Source organism: Pseudomonas sp. R151218B TE3479, assembly GCF_053629195.1.
The window spans coordinates 997,232-1,016,577 of record NZ_JBRJHV010000001.1; the positions used below are offsets into that span (position 1 = coordinate 997,232).

Annotated in this window: 20 protein-coding genes; 7 read left to right on the plus strand and 13 right to left on the minus strand. The window is 57.7% G+C overall.

All coding sequences use genetic code 11. The annotated features are described in order from the left end of the window. Positions 1-73 precede the first annotated feature (73 nt). From AB7M32_RS04535 to AB7M32_RS04550, 4 genes are all read left to right on the plus strand, one after another. Positions 74-631, plus strand: coding sequence for a DNA-3-methyladenine glycosylase I (locus AB7M32_RS04535; protein ID WP_072407681.1), 558 nt, complete (start codon positions 74-76; stop codon positions 629-631). 43 nt (positions 632-674) lie between these two features. Further along, entirely contained in the window at positions 675-1,562 is an 888-nt protein-coding gene (locus AB7M32_RS04540; protein ID WP_072407683.1) for a lysophospholipid acyltransferase, read from the plus strand. 350 nt (positions 1,563-1,912) lie between these two features. Then, positions 1,913-2,638 carry a hypothetical protein gene (locus tag AB7M32_RS04545; protein ID WP_454249202.1) on the plus strand — a complete coding sequence of 242 codons (726 nt, stop codon included), beginning with the start codon at positions 1,913-1,915 and terminating at the stop codon, positions 2,636-2,638. 269 nt (positions 2,639-2,907) lie between these two features. Next, on the plus strand, positions 2,908-3,696 hold the full coding sequence (locus tag AB7M32_RS04550) for an SDR family NAD(P)-dependent oxidoreductase (protein ID WP_454249203.1): 789 nt from the start codon (positions 2,908-2,910) through the stop codon (positions 3,694-3,696). Positions 3,697-3,810: 114 nt separating this feature from the next. On the opposite strand, the gene AB7M32_RS04555 is transcribed toward AB7M32_RS04550, so the two are convergent. The 4 genes from AB7M32_RS04555 to AB7M32_RS04570 all read right to left on the minus strand — a co-directional run bounded on the left by AB7M32_RS04555 (position 3,811) and on the right by AB7M32_RS04570 (position 7,101). Next, positions 3,811-4,374 (minus strand): phage infection protein, encoded by a 564-nt coding sequence (locus AB7M32_RS04555; RefSeq protein WP_454249204.1) that lies wholly within the window; start codon positions 4,372-4,374, stop codon positions 3,811-3,813. 31 nt (positions 4,375-4,405) lie between these two features. Beyond that, the gene (locus AB7M32_RS04560; RefSeq protein ID WP_454249205.1) at positions 4,406-4,825 is read right to left on the minus strand and encodes an organic hydroperoxide resistance protein; all 420 of its coding nucleotides are present in this window, start codon (positions 4,823-4,825) and stop codon (positions 4,406-4,408) included. A gap of 401 nt (positions 4,826-5,226) precedes the next feature. Next, on the minus strand, positions 5,227-6,351 hold the full coding sequence (locus AB7M32_RS04565) for a diguanylate cyclase (RefSeq protein WP_454249206.1): 1,125 nt from the start codon (positions 6,349-6,351) through the stop codon (positions 5,227-5,229). Positions 6,352-6,537: 186 nt separating this feature from the next. After that, positions 6,538-7,101, minus strand: coding sequence for a TetR/AcrR family transcriptional regulator (locus tag AB7M32_RS04570; RefSeq protein ID WP_454249207.1), 564 nt, complete (start codon positions 7,099-7,101; stop codon positions 6,538-6,540). 150 nt (positions 7,102-7,251) lie between these two features. Between AB7M32_RS04570 and AB7M32_RS04575 the strand changes: the two genes are divergently transcribed. Beyond that, the gene (locus AB7M32_RS04575; RefSeq protein ID WP_454249208.1) at positions 7,252-7,947 is read left to right on the plus strand and encodes a glutathione S-transferase; all 696 of its coding nucleotides are present in this window, start codon (positions 7,252-7,254) and stop codon (positions 7,945-7,947) included. A 77-nt stretch (positions 7,948-8,024) separates the two neighbouring features. Here the strand turns inward: AB7M32_RS04575 and AB7M32_RS04580 are convergent, their stop codons facing one another. After that, positions 8,025-8,399 (minus strand): lysozyme inhibitor LprI family protein, encoded by a 375-nt coding sequence (locus tag AB7M32_RS04580; RefSeq protein WP_265032331.1) that lies wholly within the window; start codon positions 8,397-8,399, stop codon positions 8,025-8,027. Between the two features lie 690 nt (positions 8,400-9,089). On the opposite strand from AB7M32_RS04580, the gene AB7M32_RS04585 reads away from it, so the two are divergent. Continuing rightward, on the plus strand, positions 9,090-9,449 hold the full coding sequence (locus AB7M32_RS04585; RefSeq protein ID WP_454249209.1) for a DUF6124 family protein: 360 nt from the start codon (positions 9,090-9,092) through the stop codon (positions 9,447-9,449). 123 nt (positions 9,450-9,572) lie between these two features. On the opposite strand, the gene AB7M32_RS04590 is transcribed toward AB7M32_RS04585, so the two are convergent. From AB7M32_RS04590 to AB7M32_RS04605, 4 genes are all read right to left on the minus strand, one after another. Further along, a complete protein-coding gene (locus AB7M32_RS04590; RefSeq protein ID WP_454249210.1) occupies positions 9,573-10,124 on the minus strand; it encodes a hypothetical protein in 552 nt (183 codons plus the stop codon). A 1,345-nt stretch (positions 10,125-11,469) separates the two neighbouring features. Then, positions 11,470-12,243, minus strand: a complete 774-nt coding sequence (locus AB7M32_RS04595) for a MetQ/NlpA family ABC transporter substrate-binding protein (RefSeq protein ID WP_454249211.1) — start codon at positions 12,241-12,243, stop codon at positions 11,470-11,472. A gap of 79 nt (positions 12,244-12,322) precedes the next feature. Then, complete coding sequence (locus AB7M32_RS04600) at positions 12,323-12,997, minus strand: methionine ABC transporter permease (protein WP_003196204.1); 675 nt, start codon at positions 12,995-12,997, stop codon at positions 12,323-12,325. After that, entirely contained in the window at positions 12,997-14,004 is a 1,008-nt protein-coding gene (locus tag AB7M32_RS04605; protein ID WP_092167897.1) for a methionine ABC transporter ATP-binding protein, read from the minus strand. The genes AB7M32_RS04600 and AB7M32_RS04605 overlap by 1 nt, the downstream gene beginning before the upstream one ends. Before the next feature lie 187 nt (positions 14,005-14,191). Between AB7M32_RS04605 and katE the strand changes: the two genes are divergently transcribed. Continuing rightward, positions 14,192-16,408, plus strand: a complete 2,217-nt coding sequence (gene katE / locus AB7M32_RS04610; RefSeq protein ID WP_454249212.1) for a catalase HPII — start codon at positions 14,192-14,194, stop codon at positions 16,406-16,408. Between the two features lie 133 nt (positions 16,409-16,541). Here the strand turns inward: katE and AB7M32_RS04615 are convergent, their stop codons facing one another. From AB7M32_RS04615 to zur, 4 genes are read right to left on the minus strand one after another with little or no spacing between them, the layout of a single operon-like run. Beyond that, positions 16,542-17,255 carry a PA5502 family lipoprotein gene (locus AB7M32_RS04615; protein ID WP_454249213.1) on the minus strand — a complete coding sequence of 238 codons (714 nt, stop codon included), beginning with the start codon at positions 17,253-17,255 and terminating at the stop codon, positions 16,542-16,544. 37 nt (positions 17,256-17,292) lie between these two features. Continuing rightward, complete coding sequence (gene znuB, locus AB7M32_RS04620; protein WP_003196213.1) at positions 17,293-18,081, minus strand: zinc ABC transporter permease subunit ZnuB; 789 nt, start codon at positions 18,079-18,081, stop codon at positions 17,293-17,295. Next, the gene (znuC, locus tag AB7M32_RS04625) at positions 18,074-18,856 is read right to left on the minus strand and encodes a zinc ABC transporter ATP-binding protein ZnuC (protein ID WP_060739886.1); all 783 of its coding nucleotides are present in this window, start codon (positions 18,854-18,856) and stop codon (positions 18,074-18,076) included. Before znuC ends, znuB begins: the two co-directional genes overlap by 8 nt. Further along, positions 18,856-19,338 carry a zinc uptake transcriptional repressor Zur gene (gene zur, locus AB7M32_RS04630; RefSeq protein ID WP_018602776.1) on the minus strand — a complete coding sequence of 161 codons (483 nt, stop codon included), beginning with the start codon at positions 19,336-19,338 and terminating at the stop codon, positions 18,856-18,858. The genes znuC and zur overlap by 1 nt, the downstream gene beginning before the upstream one ends. Between the last annotated feature and the right edge of the window lie 8 nt (positions 19,339-19,346).

A 19,346-nucleotide genomic window follows, 5' to 3' on the forward strand; every position in this document is an offset into this window, starting at 1 on the left:
CCTGTTTCTTGGGCTGCGATTTAAAGAGCGGGAGTATACCCGATTCGTTCGTGCGCACGCCCCCTGGAGCCTTATGCCACGCTGCTTTTGGTGTTCTGACGATCCGTTGTACATGGCTTATCACGATCAGGAGTGGGGCACGCCGCTGCGCGATGCGCAGGGTTTGTTCGAGTTGCTTTTGCTCGAAGGGTTCCAGGCGGGGCTGTCCTGGATCACCGTTTTGCGCAAACGCGAGCGCTACCGGGAAGTGTTGTACGGCTTCGATGTGCAGCGCGTGGCGCAGATGAGCGACGCGGAAATCGATGAGCTGATGCTCGACCCGGGCATCATCCGCAACCGCCTCAAGCTCAAGGCCGCCCGTCGCAATGCCCAGGCCTGGCTGGCGCTGGAAGACCCGGTGGCGTTCCTCTGGTCGTTCGTGGGCGGCAAACCCATCATCAACCATTTCAAGGACCGCAGCGAAGTGCCGGCCATCACGCCCGAGGCACTGGCGATGAGCAAAGGCCTGAAAAAGGCCGGGTTCACTTTTGTCGGGCCGACCATTTGCTACGCCTTGATGCAGGCCTCGGGCATGGTCATGGACCACACCCAAAACTGCGACCGCTACGCCGAGTTGGTAAACGGCGGTTAGAATAGCCGGCTCGCAACACGGCCCATACATTCAGGAGTGACCTGTGGATAAGTTGAAAGGCGCCTTGCTTGTCGGCGCTCTGCGGTTGTTTGCGCTGCTGCCCTGGCGAGCGGTGCAGGCAGTGGGCTCGGCGATTGGCTGGCTCATGTGGAAATTTCCCAACCGTTCCCGCGACGTGGTGCGGATCAACCTCGCCAAGTGTTTTCCCGAGATGGACCCGGTCGAGCGCGAACGCCTGGTGGGCCAGAGCCTCAAGGACATCGGCAAATCCCTGACCGAAAGCGCCTGCGCCTGGATCTGGCCGGCCCAGCGCTCCATCGACCTGGTGCGTGAAGTCGAAGGCCTGGAGGTGCTCAAAGAAGCCCTGGCCTCCGGTAAAGGCGTGGTGGGCATCACCAGCCACCTGGGCAACTGGGAAGTGCTCAACCACTTCTATTGCAGCCAGTGCAAACCGATCATTTTCTACCGCCCACCCAAGCTCAAGGCGGTGGATGAATTACTGCAAAAGCAACGCGTTCAGTTGGGCAACAAGGTCGCGGCGTCGACGAAGGAAGGCATCCTCAGCGTCATCAAGGAAGTGCGCAAGGGTGGCCAGGTGGGCATCCCCGCCGACCCGGAACCGGCCGAATCCGCCGGGATCTTCGTGCCTTTCTTCGCCACCCAGGCCCTGACCAGCAAGTTCGTGCCGAACATGCTCGCCGGCGGCAAGGCGGTTGGCGTCTTCCTCCACGCCCTGCGCCTGCCGGACGGCTCCGGCTACAAAGTCATCCTCGAAGCCGCCCCGGACGCGATGTACAGCACCGACACCGAAACCGCCTGCGCGGCCATGAGCCAAGTGGTGGAGCGCTACGTGCGGGCCTACCCAAGCCAGTACATGTGGAGCATGAAACGCTTCAAGAAACGCCCGCCGGGCGAGGCGCGGTGGTACTGAAGACCTGTTGCTTCATATGAGCGGGGGTGCTTGGGATTTGTCGTGGATGCGGGATCTGTGAGCACCCAAGTACCCATGTGGGAGCCGAGCTTGCTCGCGATGACGGCGGCACACCCAACGTCGATGCAAGCAGACCCACCGCTATCGCGAGCAAGCTCGCTCCCACCATGTTTCCGGGCTGTTTACAGACATTGGTCCATCATAAATTCCTGTGGGAGCGAGCTTGCTCGCGATAGCGCCCTAACAGCCGCCACATCACTAACTGACTTCACCCCACGCCATCTCCCCTCCTAAAGCTCGGCCCCCGGCTGTCGATAACCCGATGTATCCGCCAATCATGGACCGATGAAATGGAACTCTCCCTTAGCGCTACCTCTATTGCACCCGCCAACACCCATCTCACCCGTTCCGATCAGAAATTGGTCACTCATCCTCCTACGGGCTCCGTAAAGGAACTGGCAAGCGCTGGCCCAGCGGCCATCTACCACCCCAGTGAGGATACTCAAACCACGGTGGGAACACCGGTGTTTACCGTCACCTGGATCGGTCGACCCCAATCGCCAGATTTCCCGCGATATGCCGCGATCACCGCGGGAGCGAAAAGCACGCTGACCACCTCCTTCGAGACATTCCAATCAACGTTGTCAGCGACCCACCCGGATTTGGCCAGCAAGAAATACGGCTTCACCGTCGAGGCCGACGGCAAGCTGAAAGTGCTCAACTCGGCCGGCCAGCTCAGCAGCTCGGACGCCCAGCGGCTGACGAATCTGCTCAACGAATCCACCGATCTGAAAGCCGCAGCCGTTGCGTTCCGCGACGCCTCCATCGACATGGTCGACGCCGACTCGCCATGGTCCGGCAGCTATCTGGGTCTCTACAACCTGACCAAGGAAAACTTCGCCAGTACCATCGACCTGGCGCCGATGCTCAAGCGCGCCGGCTCGGTGCCGCCCCAGGAATTTTCGGACGGGCTGTTTTTCAACCAGCTGGCGTACAAAGGCGAACGGGCGACGCGAGAGACGGAAGCCGCGATGCTTGAACGGCGTGCTGCGCAGCGATTCAGCGCGCAGGCCTAAGCCGGGTCTACCAAATCGTGTGGCGAGGGAGCTTGCTCCCGCCGGGCTGCGTAGCAGCCCTTCCCCATGACCAGCTATGAGCTGGCGGTGTGGTCGGCTTCCTGATGGTTGTTTGATCACGAGGAGGCGCAAAGCCTCAATCGTGTCCATGATTAAGGGCCTGCGATATGGGCGACGTTGGGATGGCAAAGCCATCTCTAAATCCGTCGGACTACCGTTCAGTCAGAAATATCGCACTTCCTCTGGTTCATTAATCAAGGAGTCCCCTCATGAACATCGATTTCACCGGACGTCAGGTCCTGGTCACCGGGTCCACCAGCGGTATCGGTTTTGCCACTGCCAAAGGCTTCCTGGAAGCTGGCGCTCACGTGGTCATCAACGGTCGTAGCGAGAGCAGCGTGGAGGACGCGCTGCAGCGCTTGGGCAACCTAGCTTCAAGGGCGACCGGCTTTGTGGGCGATCTCAGCAACTCGTCTGGCTGCCAGGCACTGATCACCAAGCACCGGAGCTTCGATATCGTCATCAACAACCTGGGCATTTTCAAACAGGAAGACTTTTTCGAAACGCCGGACAGCGAATGGCAGCGTTTCTTCGAAACCAACGTGATGTCGGGCGTGCGGGTTTCCAGGGCCTACGCACAAGGCATGGTCGAGCGCGGTTGGGGGCGGATTGTGTTTGTTTCGTCGGAATCGGGCGTGAACATTCCTGCCGACATGATCCACTACGGCTTCACCAAAACCGCCCAACTGTCCATCGCTCGCGGCCTGGCTAAGCGACTCGCTGGTACGGGCGTGACGGTCAATTCGGTATTGCCTGGGCCGACGCTTTCCGAAGGGGTCGCCCAGATGCTCCAGGCAGATGTCGAGCGTACGGGGGAAAGCCTGGAAAAGGTCGCGGCGGATTTCGTCAATGAGCACCGTAGCACTTCGATCATCCAGCGCGCGGCGCGCGTCGAGGAGGTCGCCAACATGATTATCTATGCCAGCTCGGAGCAGGCCTCGGCCACCACTGGAGCGGCGCTGCGTGTCGATGGTGGTGTGGTGGATAGCATCGTTTAGGAGCCGATGATACGTTGCAAAAAACGCCGCTTCCTCGTGAGAGATAAGCGGCGTTTTTGTTTTGGAAGCAACATGGGTTGATTCGACCGGCTTTGAAGTGGTGAAGGAGTTTTTTCAGCCCACTCTGTTTTCCATCAGGCGATCCGAGCCGCCTTCGGCCACACGGTTTTCGATCAGACGATCCGAGCCACCTTCGGCTACACGTTTTTCGATCAGACGATCCGAGCCACCTTCGGCTACACGTTTTTCGATCAGACGATCCGAGCCACCTTCGGCTACACGTTTTTCGATCAGTCGATCCGAGCCGCCTTCGGCTACGCGTTTTTCGATCAGTCGATCCGAGCCGCCTTCGGCCACACGTTTTTCGATCAGTCGATCCGAGCCGCCTTCGGCCACACGTTTTTCGATCAGGCGATCCGAGCCACCTTCGGCTACGCGTTTTTCGATCAGTCGATCCGAGCCGCCTTCGGCCACACGTTTTTCGATCAGGCGATCCGAGCCACCTTCGGCTACGCGTTTTTCGATCAGTCGATCCGAGCCGCCTTCGGCCACACGTTTTTCGATCAGGCGATCCGAACCACCTTCAGCGTACGTGGGTTGAACAAAAGAAGCTGCGAACGCATTGCCGAGGGACAGTGCCAGAAGCGAGCCAACGAGAGTTTTGTGGAAAGTGTTCATGTCCTGATCCTTTTATTCGTATGTGAGTGAGTTAGACGGTGACGTGCAAACGGACGTCGACGTTGCCGCGTGTCGCGTTGGAGTACGGGCAAACCTGGTGAGCTGCGTCGACCAGCGCTTGGGCATCGGCTTGATCCAGACCTGGCAGGCTGATGTGCAGGTCGATGTCCAGACCGAAACCGCCAGGGATCTGGCCGATGCCAACGTGTGCCGTGATCGAAGCGTCGGCAGGAATGGTGCGTTTGCTCTGGCTGGCGACGAACTTCAGTGCGCCGATGAAGCAGGCCGAGTAGCCGGCTGCGAACAGTTGCTCAGGGTTAGTGGCTTCACCACCGGCACCACCCAAGGCTTTTGGCGTGGCCAATTTCACGTCGAGAATCTTGTCGCTGGAAACAGCACGGCCATCACGGCCACCGGTGGAGGTTGCGACTGCGGTATAGAGAACGTTCATGGTGTTTCCTCTTGCTGAATGGGCTGATTGGGTTTGGTTTTGGTCGGCGCTAAATGTTTGTGCGCTAACCAGTTGAGATAAATTTAACGCTCAAATACTTTGCGCGCAAGATAAATTTTCAAAAAATTATCACTTCTGGATTAACTTGTTGATATGAAAAGGAATTTATTTTTAGGACAGCGCAAGATCACCCGCCGCAAGGTGAACCAAGGAGAAGGAGGTGCAAGGGGGTCAGTGCCCGCGCAACTGCAGGCCTTTGGGGAGCGCGTGTTCAGGGTTTCTCGATGGCTCCCACGCTTCCGCGTGGGAACGCCGCCAGGGACGCTCCGCGTTCCGCTTCTGGAATGTGACGTAGAGCGTGAGGGGATCAAACTCTGGCTAATGATGCAAAGCCAACCCGACTAAGCAACAGCGACCCGATTACGCCCCAGCGCCTTCGCCCGATACAGGGCCTTATCCGCATCGTTCATCAAGCCGTGAAGATCCTTATTACAGGCCTCCGTCGACGCGACGCCAAGGCTGGCGGTTATGCAGTGAACAGGCTCTATCATCAAGCCCGCAATCGTATCGATGAGCTGTTCTGCAATTTGCGTGGCGACCTCAATAGACGTGTCCGGAAGCAGAATGGCGAACTCTTCCCCACCTAGCCGGCCGTGAATGTCCGTCGCCCGAAACGACGAGCTGATGACCACCCCCATCTCGCGTAAAACCTGATCCCCGACCTGATGGCCGTAGGTGTCGTTAATGTGCTTGAAGTGATCCATGTCCAACATGACCGCGCACAACCCCAACTGGTGGGTCTTGCATTCGTCATAAAGCTGCTGGGCATGTTCGAAAAAAGCGCGTCGGCTTTTCAGACCGGTCAGTTCATCGGTTTGGGCTGCGCGGGTTGAAATGCTGTTCGCCTGTTCCATTTCACGGGTGAGTCGAAAAGCGGTTTCCAATGCCTGGGACATCTTGCTTGTAGCGCGGGCAGCAAATGCGGTGAACACCACGATCGACAGTGCCATGCCGACTTGAATCGCGGATGGTTGAAACAGCAGCCAGGCGGTGCACGGCAACAGAACCAGGCCAATGGAGACGAGTGTCATATTGCGGTAAGCGGAGTAGCAAGACACCGCACTGACGGACATCCCGACAGTAAAGAGCATGACCAAGGCCTGGGACAATAGATCGTCCGCCGGCATGACCACAAACGCCCCACCGCCCCAGATACTGGCGGATAACACCAGTGTGACCCAGTATCTGCGTTCCCAGCGTTGAGGCGTACGCTCACTTTCGTCGCTGCGAAAATAGGCGACGAACATCGCGATACGCAACAACGTCGATACGCTCAGGATGCCCAGCCACCAAAGAATAACGCTGTGCTCAAACCGATCCCAACACAGCCAACTCAGCATGATGGCAGCCAGGTAACTGCCGAAAACCGCGGAAACGGATTGGCGAAACAGTTGCTGCAGTCGATCAGTTCGCACCTGTTCGGCTATGAAAAAAGCTTGGCCGTTCCGAGATCTTGGGCCATCCATTTGATCCACCTGATCGTGACGCAACGAAAGCGGCGATTGTGGCACCCGGCCACCAATGCAAACAACTGAATTACACCCACGGCCCCAATTGAACCAAAACCCCGTGGCGAGGGAGCTTGCTCCCGCTGGGCTGCGAAGCGGCCCCAACCATTCCTACAGCCAAACGGCATCATCTGCTTTACAGGATCAGGCTGGAATCAATCCTGCTTCCCGGTAGCTCAAAATCAGATCATCGAACAGGGCGACATCCGCCCGAGTCCGCGCGATTAACTGAGCACCCGCAACAGCGGTGTAAATGGCGCGGGCTCGGCGTTCACATTCCTCTGCGCTACCTGTCCCAGCATCTGCCAGCACCTGGGCGAGCCACGCCACGTTAACGTCCGCAAAAGCCCTGACCTCTCGCGACACCTCATCGGGAAGGTCTTCGAATTCGGCTGCCATGAAGCTGGACAGACAAAGCCTGTTGCCGTCCTCAAGCGACTTTCGAAAAATGGAGGGGTACAGCCGCACACACGCCTGCGGATCGGTATTGGCGGCGCGTATCTCTTCGAGCATGCGCAGCGCGTCCTGCCAGTAGCGTTCAGCAACCGCCGCAGCCAGGCCTGCCTTGCTCGGAAAGTGGTAGTAAATGCTGGCGTTCTTGATGCCCACCTGGTCGGCGATGCTGCGGAAATTGATACCGCTGTAACCGTGCAGTTGGGCAGCGGCTTTCGCTGCCGCCAAGATGGCTTCTCGAGCATTTTCGTTCACGTTGCAGCCTCGTTTCGAGATTCGACTCACTCAGGTAACGGCGATTCTACGCGCAGATCCGTCTACCTGCCAATTGTCAGGTAGGGGATTGACAGCACTAATTTGGCGGCTCAATCTTTACCTACCAATTGACAGGCAGGTGCTCGAATCATGACTTCCCCACAACAGCGCGTTGATGTTTCCACTGTTCCTACGATGAAAATCTACGATTGGTTCAACGGCCCCTATCCCGCCCGCGTCCGCATTGCGCTGGCGGAAAAAGGATTGCTGCCGAACATCGAATTCGTACCGGTGAATCTCTGGGCCGGCGAGCACAAGAAACCCGAGTTCCTGGCCATCAATTACTCCGGGACGCTGCCCGTGCTGGAGCTGAGCGATGGGACGCGGATCGCCGAGTGCACGGCGATCACCCAGTACCTGGATAGCCTGGACGGTCATCCGACGCTGACGGGCGAAACGCCTGTTGAAAAAGGCATCATCCATATGATGACCAAACGTGCCGAGATCGAGTTTCTCGACGCCGTCAGCGTGTACTTCCACCATGCCACGCCGGGCCTCGGCCCCGATGTCGAGCTGTACCAGAATGCCGAGTGGGGCGCCCGGATGCGCGATAAGGCGATCAGGGGCATGCGCTATTTCGACAACCTTCTCAAAGATCGGCCCTTTGTGGCGGGCGACAAGTTTTCGATGGCCGACATTGCGGTACTGGGCGGCATGATCTTCGCCTCGTTGGTGCAACTCCCCGTTCCTGATGAGTGTGCTGCACTGCGAGTCTGGCACGCCAGGATGCAAGAGCGCCCTAGCGTCCAGACATGGCATGCCATGGTCGAGCGTGGCGCTGCGTAGCACTGATAATGAAAAACCCGACGCTTTACGTCGGGTTTTTCGTGGGGTACGACTGCAAGCCCGACGTTGTTTACGGGTTACTCGACTTGCGACAGCTTCGCGTCGTCGCAACCGGCAGCACGGCACTCGCGCTCGACAGCTTTGAGTATGACGATACGCGCCTCGGTCTTCTCATTGGCACAGTCCAGGTAGAGCAGGCCATCGTTGGAGCAGGCGCTGTCACGATTTTTGATCCACTGGATTTGAGCGGCTTTCACCTTTTTCTTCTGATCCGGGGTCAGGGCACTCATCGTCTTCTTGTATTGATCATTGATCTCCTGATCCGACTGAACCATTTTCAGCGACGCGCAATATGTCCTGTCATAGGCGTTTCTAGGGTTATCGCAACTCATCGCAGATGCCGATGCTGATGCCATTGCCAGCAATGCCCCAACCAACAAAGACTTGATCACTTACTTCTCTCCCTGAATGCCCTCTATTGATTAGAGGTCGCGGCGGGGAATTTATCATGGGGGTTGTTGAACAATGAAGCAGATCCTATGGTTCATTCGGCCCGAACAAGGGGCAAATGCTATAGGGGGCGGGAGCAAGTGATTGCTGAAAAAGGCTGCATCGCTCCCGCCGATGCGACTGCCCCCACTTCCTATACCCCCCCAATCCCTGTGGCGAGGGAGCTTGCTCCCGCTGGGCTGCGCAGCAGCCCCAAACCAGCCAAACACATTCCTACAGACCAACCCCACCAGCCACGCCGCCCATTCGCAAGCACCCCTCTATCCCCGAACTACAGGTAATAAACGCCACCCGTTTATCCTCCAACCCCAACCCTTCCACCAGGCTACCCAACCTTGCGCCTTTGCCTACAACTACGCCAGAATCCGCCCGCTTGTGCGCCTTGTCCCCGGGTTCTATCGTTTCCCTGCCACTGCCCATCAGTGGTCGGGTTTAGTAGCCCGAGGTTTTCCGCAAGATGCATGAGCTCTCCACTCAGGCAGGTGTTCCAATTCCTGTCCTTGATGGTGGCTGTGCGCAGGGCGCTTCGGCGCGCCGGCAATGCTGGAATCCCCGGTCTACTAACCTGCGTACAGCCGCCACCCTTCTTTTAGTAGGGAAGAGGTCGCGGCCTAACTCGAGGATTCCAGCTTATGTTCAAAATAACTCCAAACCCTCCGGAAACGGACCAAGCCCCACCGCACATCAAATCCAAAGCCAAAAAGCACGACGAAGCCACCAAACGCGTCTTGGATCACTACCTGCTACCAAAACCGGAAAAGTCCGAAGATGCGTCCCAACCGGGCCAACTCTTCACTGTCGCCAAAAACGCCGACAACGAATCCCTCCTCGCCAACCTCAGCGAAACCCTGGCGGCAGCCGACGCGATGGTCAGCAACCTGGCTTTCGACCTGGAAGGTCCGCGTCGTCACATCCTTCTCGGCATCCAGCAGTTGATTGAATTGAGTTCATTACTGGCGAACCGGGTGTTGGATAACGTTGATCCGCGATAGCGGATAAACATTTGTCGATAAAAGCGAACCCGACACTTCGTGGCGGGTTTGTTATTTGTTACCGACAGCCCGCATAACTCAATAATGCATTATTAGGGTGTAAATAACATGGAAATTCTGGAATCACTTAAAAAGCACCGGAACATATCGTTGGTTGACTCCCTTAAGCCCGACATTCATTCCGTACTCAGGTTCCTCACCCAAGTCTCTAGGCGCCACGGAAAACTGATTGTCTTGATAGGTAAACACCGTGTCATAGACGTGCTTAGCTTCCATATGCGTTATATGCAAATCGTCCTCTCCGTGCTTGTATGAGTTGATACCGTAAAAAATGCTAAATCTTACCTTGAATACATGATCCCCCGGCGTTACCCGTACCCAACCAGGGCAACCAGCCCTCCAACAACTTGTCTCAACACCGTCTACACTAATTATTTGCCCCAAGATATTTCCAGAGAATTGAACCGCTGAAAAAACGGCTGTATCCGAAATAGGGTGTTGTCGAACTTCATCGGTAAGATAGGGGTCTATATACTCGGCGCTCAAACAACCCGATATAAGAAATGAAAACAAAAAAATGACATTCAGCTGAAGTGCCTGGCGATACAACGGTCTTAAATATTCTAGGCCTGATAGCGATTTTAGAGTGACTCTTTGAAAGCTAATATTCTTCATTTTTCGCTACTTGTTTTTATATGTCGTAGCATAAACAGCCCTCGATTGCTCAGGCAAATGCGGAATTTTTTGATAATTAAGTTCATGACTTATTCCCTCCCCACAAGCAATGCTAAGTCATGGTTCCTCAAAGCAAGCTTTTATTCGAGTTCAATCGCTTACAATAAAACCACTAGCCTGCTTTTATAAAACTGGTTGTGGGAAAAACTCCCTAGGAGATAACTACTTTGTCGTGGGCCGGCTTTATCCAGCCCATTAAACGAAGCGAAACGACTTTATTCAGTAGAAATCAATAACCACGACCCAACGAGAGAAGCCACCGAATCTGAGACTTTCTATCGTTCGAAAAAATGGCCCATATTACGATTATGGAGAACAGCGCTTGAAGTGTGCTTATAAAAAGGAAAGCAGGAATTGACGGGTTTGACGGGTACGGTTGTGTCCCAATGATCATGAGGGCTGGGAACATGGCTAGAATCCATGAAATCCAGTACACAATAATTGAGCGCCAAATATAGCCCCAAATCGTTATAGGTTTTTTTGTTTTCAGAAGACCGTCTTCGGTGGCTAATTTATTCAATGAAAATATAACAAAGGCAATGTAGATGGCTAACCAGACTGAACTTATTAAAAGAAAGCCTACTGAGTAGGATATTGTTGAGGGTAGAATGCTAATCACCACCCCGCTAATTACTAGGATAAGCCATGATTTTTTCATGAATGGATCAAAGTTTTTCACTGGAACTCCTATTGTTTTACGGTCGAGCTACAGACGAAAAAAGTATAGCTTTGCGCACACCTTGAGCGGAGCGAGCGGTGTTTGTTGAGCGTAATACTATAAAATGGAGCTGGAAGAGCGCGTCAGGAAGATGATATAAAAACAATCGTGTCCAATAAAATAACATGATTTTTTTAGGACCTCTTCCAAAACAGCTAATATAAGCACGGTGATTATTACCACATCTAACCGGTTTACAACCACTACTGGGCGGTATGTGATTGTTGTGTTCTTGTCATTGATGGAGCGCCTGTAAAAAGTTTCTTTTTTTCTACAAAACCCTGTCTAGCTCGAAGCGGGCCCTGGCAAACGTGACATTGGTCAGGGAAGAAACACGAGATAGATGACGAACAAGCCTTGCTAGCTGATAATAATGCTATCTATTTGCCATCACTTTGTCCACTGTCCACACATGGGCAATTGCACAGGCTGCAATAGGACTATGAAGCCTAGTCGGTTCGCTCTCTCGACGGCGAAAGTGAGCTATCCATGAGCTTCTCGACATTCCGAGCAAAAAAAACGGGCCTGCATTCCCACGCAGCCCCGTTTTTTCACCATCCGATCAGCTCAAAACGCCGGCAAAACCGCCCCTTTGTACTTCTCAAGAATAAAAGCCTTCACTTCCGGCGTATGCAGCGCCGCCACCAGCTTCTTCATCGCCTCTCTGTCCTTGTCATCCTCACGAGCCACCAGGATGTTCACATAAGGCGAGTCGTTACCTTCGATAACCAGTGCATCCTTGGAAGGATCAAGCTTCGCCTCCAACGCATAGTTGGTATTGATCAACGCCAGATCCACCTGGGTCAGCACCCGCGGAATGGTCGCCGCTTCCAGCTCACGGAACTTCAGATCCTTCGGGTTCTCGGTGATGTCCTTGGTCGTCGACAAGATGTTGTTCGAATCCTTCAACGTGATCACTCCGGCCTTTGCCAGCAGCAACAGCGCACGGCCGCCGTTGGTAGCGTCGTTCGGGATTACCACGTTGGCGCCGCCTGGCAATTCTGTAAGTGCCTTGTACTTGCTGGAGTACGCGCCCAGGGGTTCCAAGTGCACACCGGCCACGCTCACCAGGTGCGTGCCCTTGGCCTTGTTGAATTCATCCAGGTACGGCTGGTGCTGGAAGAAGTTGGCGTCCAGGCGCTTTTCCGCAACCTGTACGTTCGGCTGGATGTAGTCGGTGAAGACCTTGACCTTCAGGTCGACGCCTTCTTTGGCCAGGGCCGGTTTGACGAATTCGAGGATTTCCGCGTGCGGCACCGGTGTGGCGGCGACGGTCAGGGTGTCGGCGGCGTGGGCGGAAAACGCTGCGGCGGCAGCGAAGGCAACCAGTAATTTTTTCATTCAGCTAACTCCTTTTTAGGCGCCCGCTCTCGGCGCCTGCCAGCGAATGGCCGGCTCATGGTTTATTGGCCGCGAGGCCTTATTTTCTAGAAAAATGTACAACCAGTTTGTCGCCCACGGTTTGCAGGACTTGGACCAGCACCAGCAGCAACACCACCGTGACCACCATGACGTCGGTCTGGAAACGCTGGTAGCCGAAGCGGATCGCCAGGTCGCCCAAACCGCCGGCGCCGACCACACCGGCCATGGCCGTGTAGGACACCAGCGTAATCGCTGTCACCGTAATCGCGGCAAAAATGCCTGGACGGGCTTCCGGCAGCAAGGCATTGACGATGATCTGCCGCGTGGTGGCGCCCATGGCCTGGGTCGCTTCGATGATGCCGCGGTCGACTTCGCGCAGGGCCGTTTCCACCAGGCGGGCGAAGAACGGCGTCGCGCCGACCACCAGCGGTGGGATCGCGCCGGCCACGCCCAGGGAGGTGCCGGTGATCAATACCGTGAACGGGATCATCACGATCAACAGGATGATGAACGGCAGCGAACGCAGGATGTTCACGATCAGCGACAGCAGTGCATACACACCGCGGGCCTCAAGCAACTGGCGCGGGCTGCAGAGGAACAGCAACACGCCCAGGGGCAAGCCGAGCAGCACGGTGAACAACAGCGAACCGAACAGCATCAGGAAGGTGTCGCCGGTGGCCAGCCAGATTTCCAGCCAGTCGATGTTGGAGAAGAATGAGCTCAACAGTTCCATTAGCGCAGCACCTCCATGTGGACATCGGCCGCGGTGAAGCGGGCAAACGCCGCCTCCATGTCACCGCCGGTGATGGCGAGGGTCAGTTGCCCGTAGGGGGTGTCTTTGATGCGGTCGATACGACCGGCCAGGATGCTGTAGTCCACACCGGTTTCCCGGGCGACGGTGCCGAGCAATGGCGCGTAGGTCGCGTCGCCCTGGAACGTCAGACGCACGATGCGTCCGGGCACGTGGGCGAAATCGTCGCGCTGTTCGCTTTCGTCGATCTGCTCGTCTTCCTGGACGAAACGCTTGGTGGTCGAGTGCTTGGGGTGCAGGAACACCTCGGCCACCGGGCCTTGTTCGACGATGACGCCGGCGTCCATCACCGCTACTTGATCGCAAACGCGGCGGATCACGTCCATTTCATGGGTGATCAGCACGATGGTCAGCTTCAGTTCGCGGTTGATCTCCGCCAGCAGTTGCAAGACCGAGGCGGTGGTTTGTGGGTCGAGGGCACTGGTGGCCTCGTCGCACAGCAGGATCTTGGGTTTGGTCGCCAGGGCGCGGGCGATGCCGACGCGCTGCTTCTGGCCGCCGGACAGTTGCGCCGGGTACTTCTTGGCGTGGTCGGACAAGCCGACGCGGGCGAGCAACTCGGCGACGCGCTGGTCGATTTCGCTGCGGGACAATTCGCCCGCCAGTGTCAGTGGTAGCGCCACGTTGTCGGCCACGGTCTTGGACGCCAGCAGGTTGAAGTGCTGGAAGATCATCCCGACCTGTTGGCGGAAGCGCCGTAGGCCGCTGGCGTCCAGGGCGGTGACTTCCTCGCCGTCGACGATGATCTTGCCGCCAGTGGAATCTTCCAGGCGATTGATCAGGCGCAGCAGGGTACTTTTTCCCGCACCGGAATGGCCAATCAGGCCGAAGACCTGACCGTTCTCAATCGTCAGACTGGTCGGATGCAGGGCGGGGATATCCCTACCGGCGACCCGGTAGGTTTTATGGACGTCTTGAAACTCGATCACGTAGCGAACCTTGTGGGGCGCGTTGGAAAAGGATCAGCGGTTAGCCGGGCGCGCATTTTAGCCTGTCCGTATAGAGGTTCTTAGCATTTATTTGCGATCGGACCAGTCATTTGGCAATAACGCGATCAAAGGACATAAAAAAAGGAACACGGCCAAACGGCGTCGGTCACTCATTAAGCCACTTGAAATGCCGAGGTCATGTGCCTGCGGCATCGAACTCAAGAGTCCTGGCCACGGCGAGGAACGTAAAGAGGAGTCATGCCTGATGAGTACCAAGAAGCCCACGGTCAACAAGAGCCAACTGGCCGGGACCGACACCCTGGATCGCGGCAACACAAACGCCAAGCTCGAAAGCCTGGAACAGTTCCGTTCCGACGCCACCGAACAGGCGTTGCGCACCAACCAAGGCGTGAAGATCGCCGATAACCAGAACACCCTGCGCGTCGGCCCCCGTGGGCCCTCGCTGCTGGAAGACTTCATCATGCGTGAAAAAATCACGCATTTTGACCATGAACGCATCCCGGAACGCATCGTGCACGCCCGCGGGACCGGCGCCCATGGCTACTTCCAGAGCTATGAAGCGCATTCGGCGCTGACCAAGGCCGGTTTCCTACAGGACCCGAGCAAGAAAACCCCGGTGTTCGTACGCTTTTCCACCGTGCAAGGTCCGCGCGGTTCCGGCGACACCGTGCGGGACGTACGCGGCTTCGCGGTGAAGTTCTTCACTGACGAAGGCAACTTCGACCTGGTGGGCAACAACATGCCGGTGTTTTTCATTCAGGACGCGGTGAAGTTTCCGGACTTTGTCCACGCGGTAAAACCCGAGCCCCATAACGAAATTCCTACAGGTGGCTCGGCCCACGACACGTTCTGGGATTTTGTCTCGCTGGTGCCGGAATCGGCTCATATGGTGATCTGGGCGATGTCTGACCGGGCCATTCCAAAAAGCCTACGCACCATGCAGGGTTTTGGGGTGCACACCTTCCGCATGATCAACGCCGAAGGCAAAAGCAGCTTCGTCAAATTCCACTGGCGTCCTACAGCCGGGACATGTTCATTGGTGTGGGACGAAGCCCAGAAGCTGGCGGGCAAGGATACCGACTACCACCGTCGCGATCTCTGGGAGTCGATCGAGATGGGCGACTACCCGGAATGGGAGTTCGGCGTGCAGATCGTCGCCGAGGAAGACGAGCATAAGTTTGACTTCGACCTGCTCGACCCGACCAAGATCATCCCTGAAGAGCTGGTGCCCATCACGCCCCTGGGCAAGATGGTGCTGAATCGTAACCCGGACAATTTCTTCGCCGAGGTCGAACAGGTTGCGTTCTGCCCCGGGCACATCGTGCCGGGCATCGACTTTTCCAACGACCCATTGTTGCAAGGTCGGTTGTTTTCCTACACCGATACACAGATCAGCCGACTCGGTGGGCCGAATTTTCATGAGCTGCCGATCAATCGTGCTATCACACCTGTGCACAACGGTCAGCGGGATGCCATGCATCGCACCACCATCGACAAGGGACGCGCGTCTTACGAGCCGAACTCCATCGACGGCGGCTGGCCGAAGGAAACCCCGCCCGGCCCGGAAGACGGCGGCTTCGAAAGTTATCCAGAGCGTATCGATGCCTACAAGATCCGCCAACGCAGCGATTCGTTCTCCGACCATTTCTCCCAGGCGCGGTTGTTCTACAAGAGCATGAGCCCCCACGAAAAAGAGCACATCATCGCCGCCTACAGCTTTGAGTTGGGCAAGGTAGAGCGGGAGTTCATCCGGGCGCGGCAGGTCAATGAGATTCTCGCCAACATCGACTTGGAACTGGCTGGGCGGGTAGCGAAAAACCTCGGCTTGCCAGCACCGACCGCGGGCACTGTCGATGTTCCGACGCCATCGCTGGAGGAGTCCCCGGCCTTGAGCCAGGCGAACCTGCTGTCCGGTGACATCAAGACGCGCAAAGTGGCGGTGTTGGTAGCCAACGGTGTCGATGGGGCGATCATCGATGCCCTCAAGCAGGCCCTGGAGGCCGAGGGCGCCCACGCCAAAGTGCTGGGGCCAACCTCGGCGCCCGTCACCACGGCCGATGGGCAGAAACTGGCGGTGGATGCGTCCATGGAAGGCTTGCCGTCGATTGCCTTCGACGCGGTGTTCGTACCGGGTGGCGCGGAATCGATCAAGGCCTTGAGCGGCGATGGTGTAGCGTTGCATTACCTGCTGGAAGCCTACAAGCACCTGAAGGCCATCGCGCTGAATGGCGAAGCCCGGCAATTGTTGGTGTTGTTGAAGCTGGAGGCGGATGCGGGGCTGATTCCTGACGCGGATGCTGGCAAGTTCCAGGCGTTCTTCGATGCGATTGCCCAGCATCGGGTGTGGGCGCGGGAACCTAAGGCGAAGGCGATTCCGGCTTGATGAGTGTCTGAAAGAGATTTGTTGCTGAGTAAGACGCTATCGCGAGCAAGCTCGCTCCCACATTGGATCTAGGGTGATCACAGTTTAGTGATCGACACTGACTACTGTGGGAGCGAGCTTGCTCGCGATGCTTTTAGGGTTTGCGCGGAGTCAGCACGACTTGCGCCGGCACACTGCGCACAATCTGCTTCTGCAATTTCAGATCAAACCCCGGATCAAGCTTCTTGACCCGCTTGGTCAGCAACGTCGCTAACCACGGATAATCATCGGTGCGCGGCGCCTGGATGCTGACGTCGCACTGATAATTCACCACATCAGCGGCAATGGCGTCCAGTTGGCGCCGCATTTTCTGGATATCGCCGATATTAAGGGCAACGGTGGTGCTCTCGGCACTCGGATCAATCACTTTGGCAACCGGTTTGGCTTCGGCGGCCTTGAGGTCGGCCTCGGCTTTTTCCAGGTCGGCCTTGCGGGCTTCGGCAATGGCGCTGTTGACCTCGCCGGTAAGGGCTGGGGCCTTGGGCATCAACGCCCGGGCCCGGCTCAGGGCGGTGGCTGCGGCGTTTACGTCGCCTTTTTGCAAGTCGATCTGGCTGCGGCGCAAATACGCCTCGGCCAATTGCCGCTGGTAGGGTTCCAGCGACCGGTCTTCGGGCGACTGGGCTTGCAGGGCGGCCAGCTGGCCTTCAGCGGTGGCCAGCTCATTGCTGGCCAGGCTTTGCTCGAGCTGTGCGATGGCCGGACCCCGCGTATCGGGAGCCTGGGTGACCGGCGGTGTACTTTGGCAAGCGCCCAGTAGCAGGGAAAATGCGACAAGGAGCAGATAACGGGAGGCGAACGGCTTCATTCCTGCGACTCTCTATTTGCGCAAAAAGCGAGCAAGTCTACACCCCTCGACGAGGCAGGACAAAACTCAGCAGAAACAACGCAGCGGCGCTGACCACGATCGACGGGCCGGCCGGGGTGTCCTTGAACCAGGAAAGTGCCAGGCCGCCACACACCGCGAGCATGCCCAGCAGGCTCGCGCCGAGCGCCATCTGCTCGGGCGAGCGGGCGTGACGCTGTGCCGCAGCCGCCGGGATGATCAGCAATGATGTAATCAGTAACACACCAACGATTTTCATTGCCACGGCAATGACCACTGCAATCAGCAGCATCAGCGCCAGTCGCAAACCCAGCACAGGCAAGCCTTCGACTCGGGCCAGCTCTTCGTGCACGGTGACGGCCAGCAATGGCCGCCAGAGCGCCACCAGCAACAGCAACACCGCCGCGCTACCGCCCAGGATCCACGACAAGTCTGTCGGACTGATCGCCAGCAGGTCGCCGAACAGATAGGCCATCAGGTCGATGCGCACGTCATGCATGAAGCTCAGTACCACCAGCCCGAGGGACAAGGTGCTCGGCGCGAGAATGCCCAACAACGTGTCGGACGCCAGCGGCTGGCGATGTTGCAGGGTCACCAGGACCACCGCCAGCAACAGGCAACCAACGGTCACTGCTACCGCGGGGCTGACATCCAGCAAAAATCCCAGGGCCACCCCAAGCAATGCGGCGTGGGACAAGGTGTCGCCGAAATAGGCCATGCGCCGCCAGACCACGAACGAACCCAGGGGGCCGGCGACCAGGGCGAGTGCCAGGCCTGCGAGCAGGGCGTACAACAGAAAATCAGCCATGCTTGCAGCCATCTCCATGAACATGATTGGAAGCGGAAGGGGCGCTGACCACCGAGCCATGCAGGTCGTGGGCGTGGTCATGGTGGTGGTGATAAATCGCCAGGCTTTGTGCGTTTTTTCCGAACAGCTCGACGAAGGCCGGATCGCCGCTGACCTGCTCGGGATGCCCGGAGCAGCAGACATGACGGTTGAGGCAGACCACCTGGTCGGTGGTGCTCATCACCAGGTGCAAGTCGTGGGAGACCATCAGCACGCCGCAGCCATGGCGGTCGCGCAGGCGCGTGATCAGGCTATACAGCTCGGCCTGCCCGGCCACATCGACCCCTTGCACCGGCTCGTCGAGCACCAACAATTCAGGCTCGCGCAGCAGGGCGCGGGCCAGCAGCACGCGTTGCATCTCGCCGCCGGAGACACTTTGCACGGGGCTGTCGATCACCTGTTCGGCGCCGACCTCGTTGAGCGCGGCCAAGGCCCGTGCGCGGTCCACGCCAGGCACCAGGCGCAGGAAGCGCAGTACGGAAAGCGGCAGGGTCGGATCGACGTGAAGTTTTTGCGGCATGTAGCCGACGCGCAACCTGGGCTTGCGCCAGACGCTGCCGCTGTCGGGCTTGAGCAAACCCAGTACGGCGCGCACCAGGGTGGTCTTGCCGGCACCGTTGGGGCCGATCAGGGTCACGATCTGTCCCGGCTCGACGCTCAGGTGAATGTTGTCCAGCACGTTCTGCCCGGCGAACGTCACGGCCACCTGCTCGAGGCGGATCAACGCATTGCTCATCAGGCCCCCTGGCAGCCGGAGCATAGACCGACCACTTCGACGGTCTGGGTGTCGACCACGAAGCCGACATCCTTGGCGCTGGCGATGATGGCATCGCTGATGGACTTCTGTTCCAGCTCGATGGCGGCGTGGCATTCGCGGCAAATCAGGAACTGGCCTTGGTGGGCGTGCTCCGGATGGTTGCAGCCGACGAAGGCGTTCAGCGATGAAATGCGATGCACCAGGCCGTTTTCCAAGAGGAAATCCAGCGCCCGATAGACCGTTGGCGGCGCGGCACGGCGGCCGTCCTGCTCGCTGAGCACGGCGAGGATGTCGTAGGCGCCCAGCGGCTTGTGGCTTTGCCAGACCAATTCCAGCACACGCCGCCGCAGGGCGGTCAGGCGCAACCCTTGGCGCGCGCAGATGGCGTCGGCCTCGGACAGCGCGCTGTGCACGCAGTGGGAGTGATCGTGGGGACGACTGGCAAGGGGTGTAATAGGCATGGGCAGCG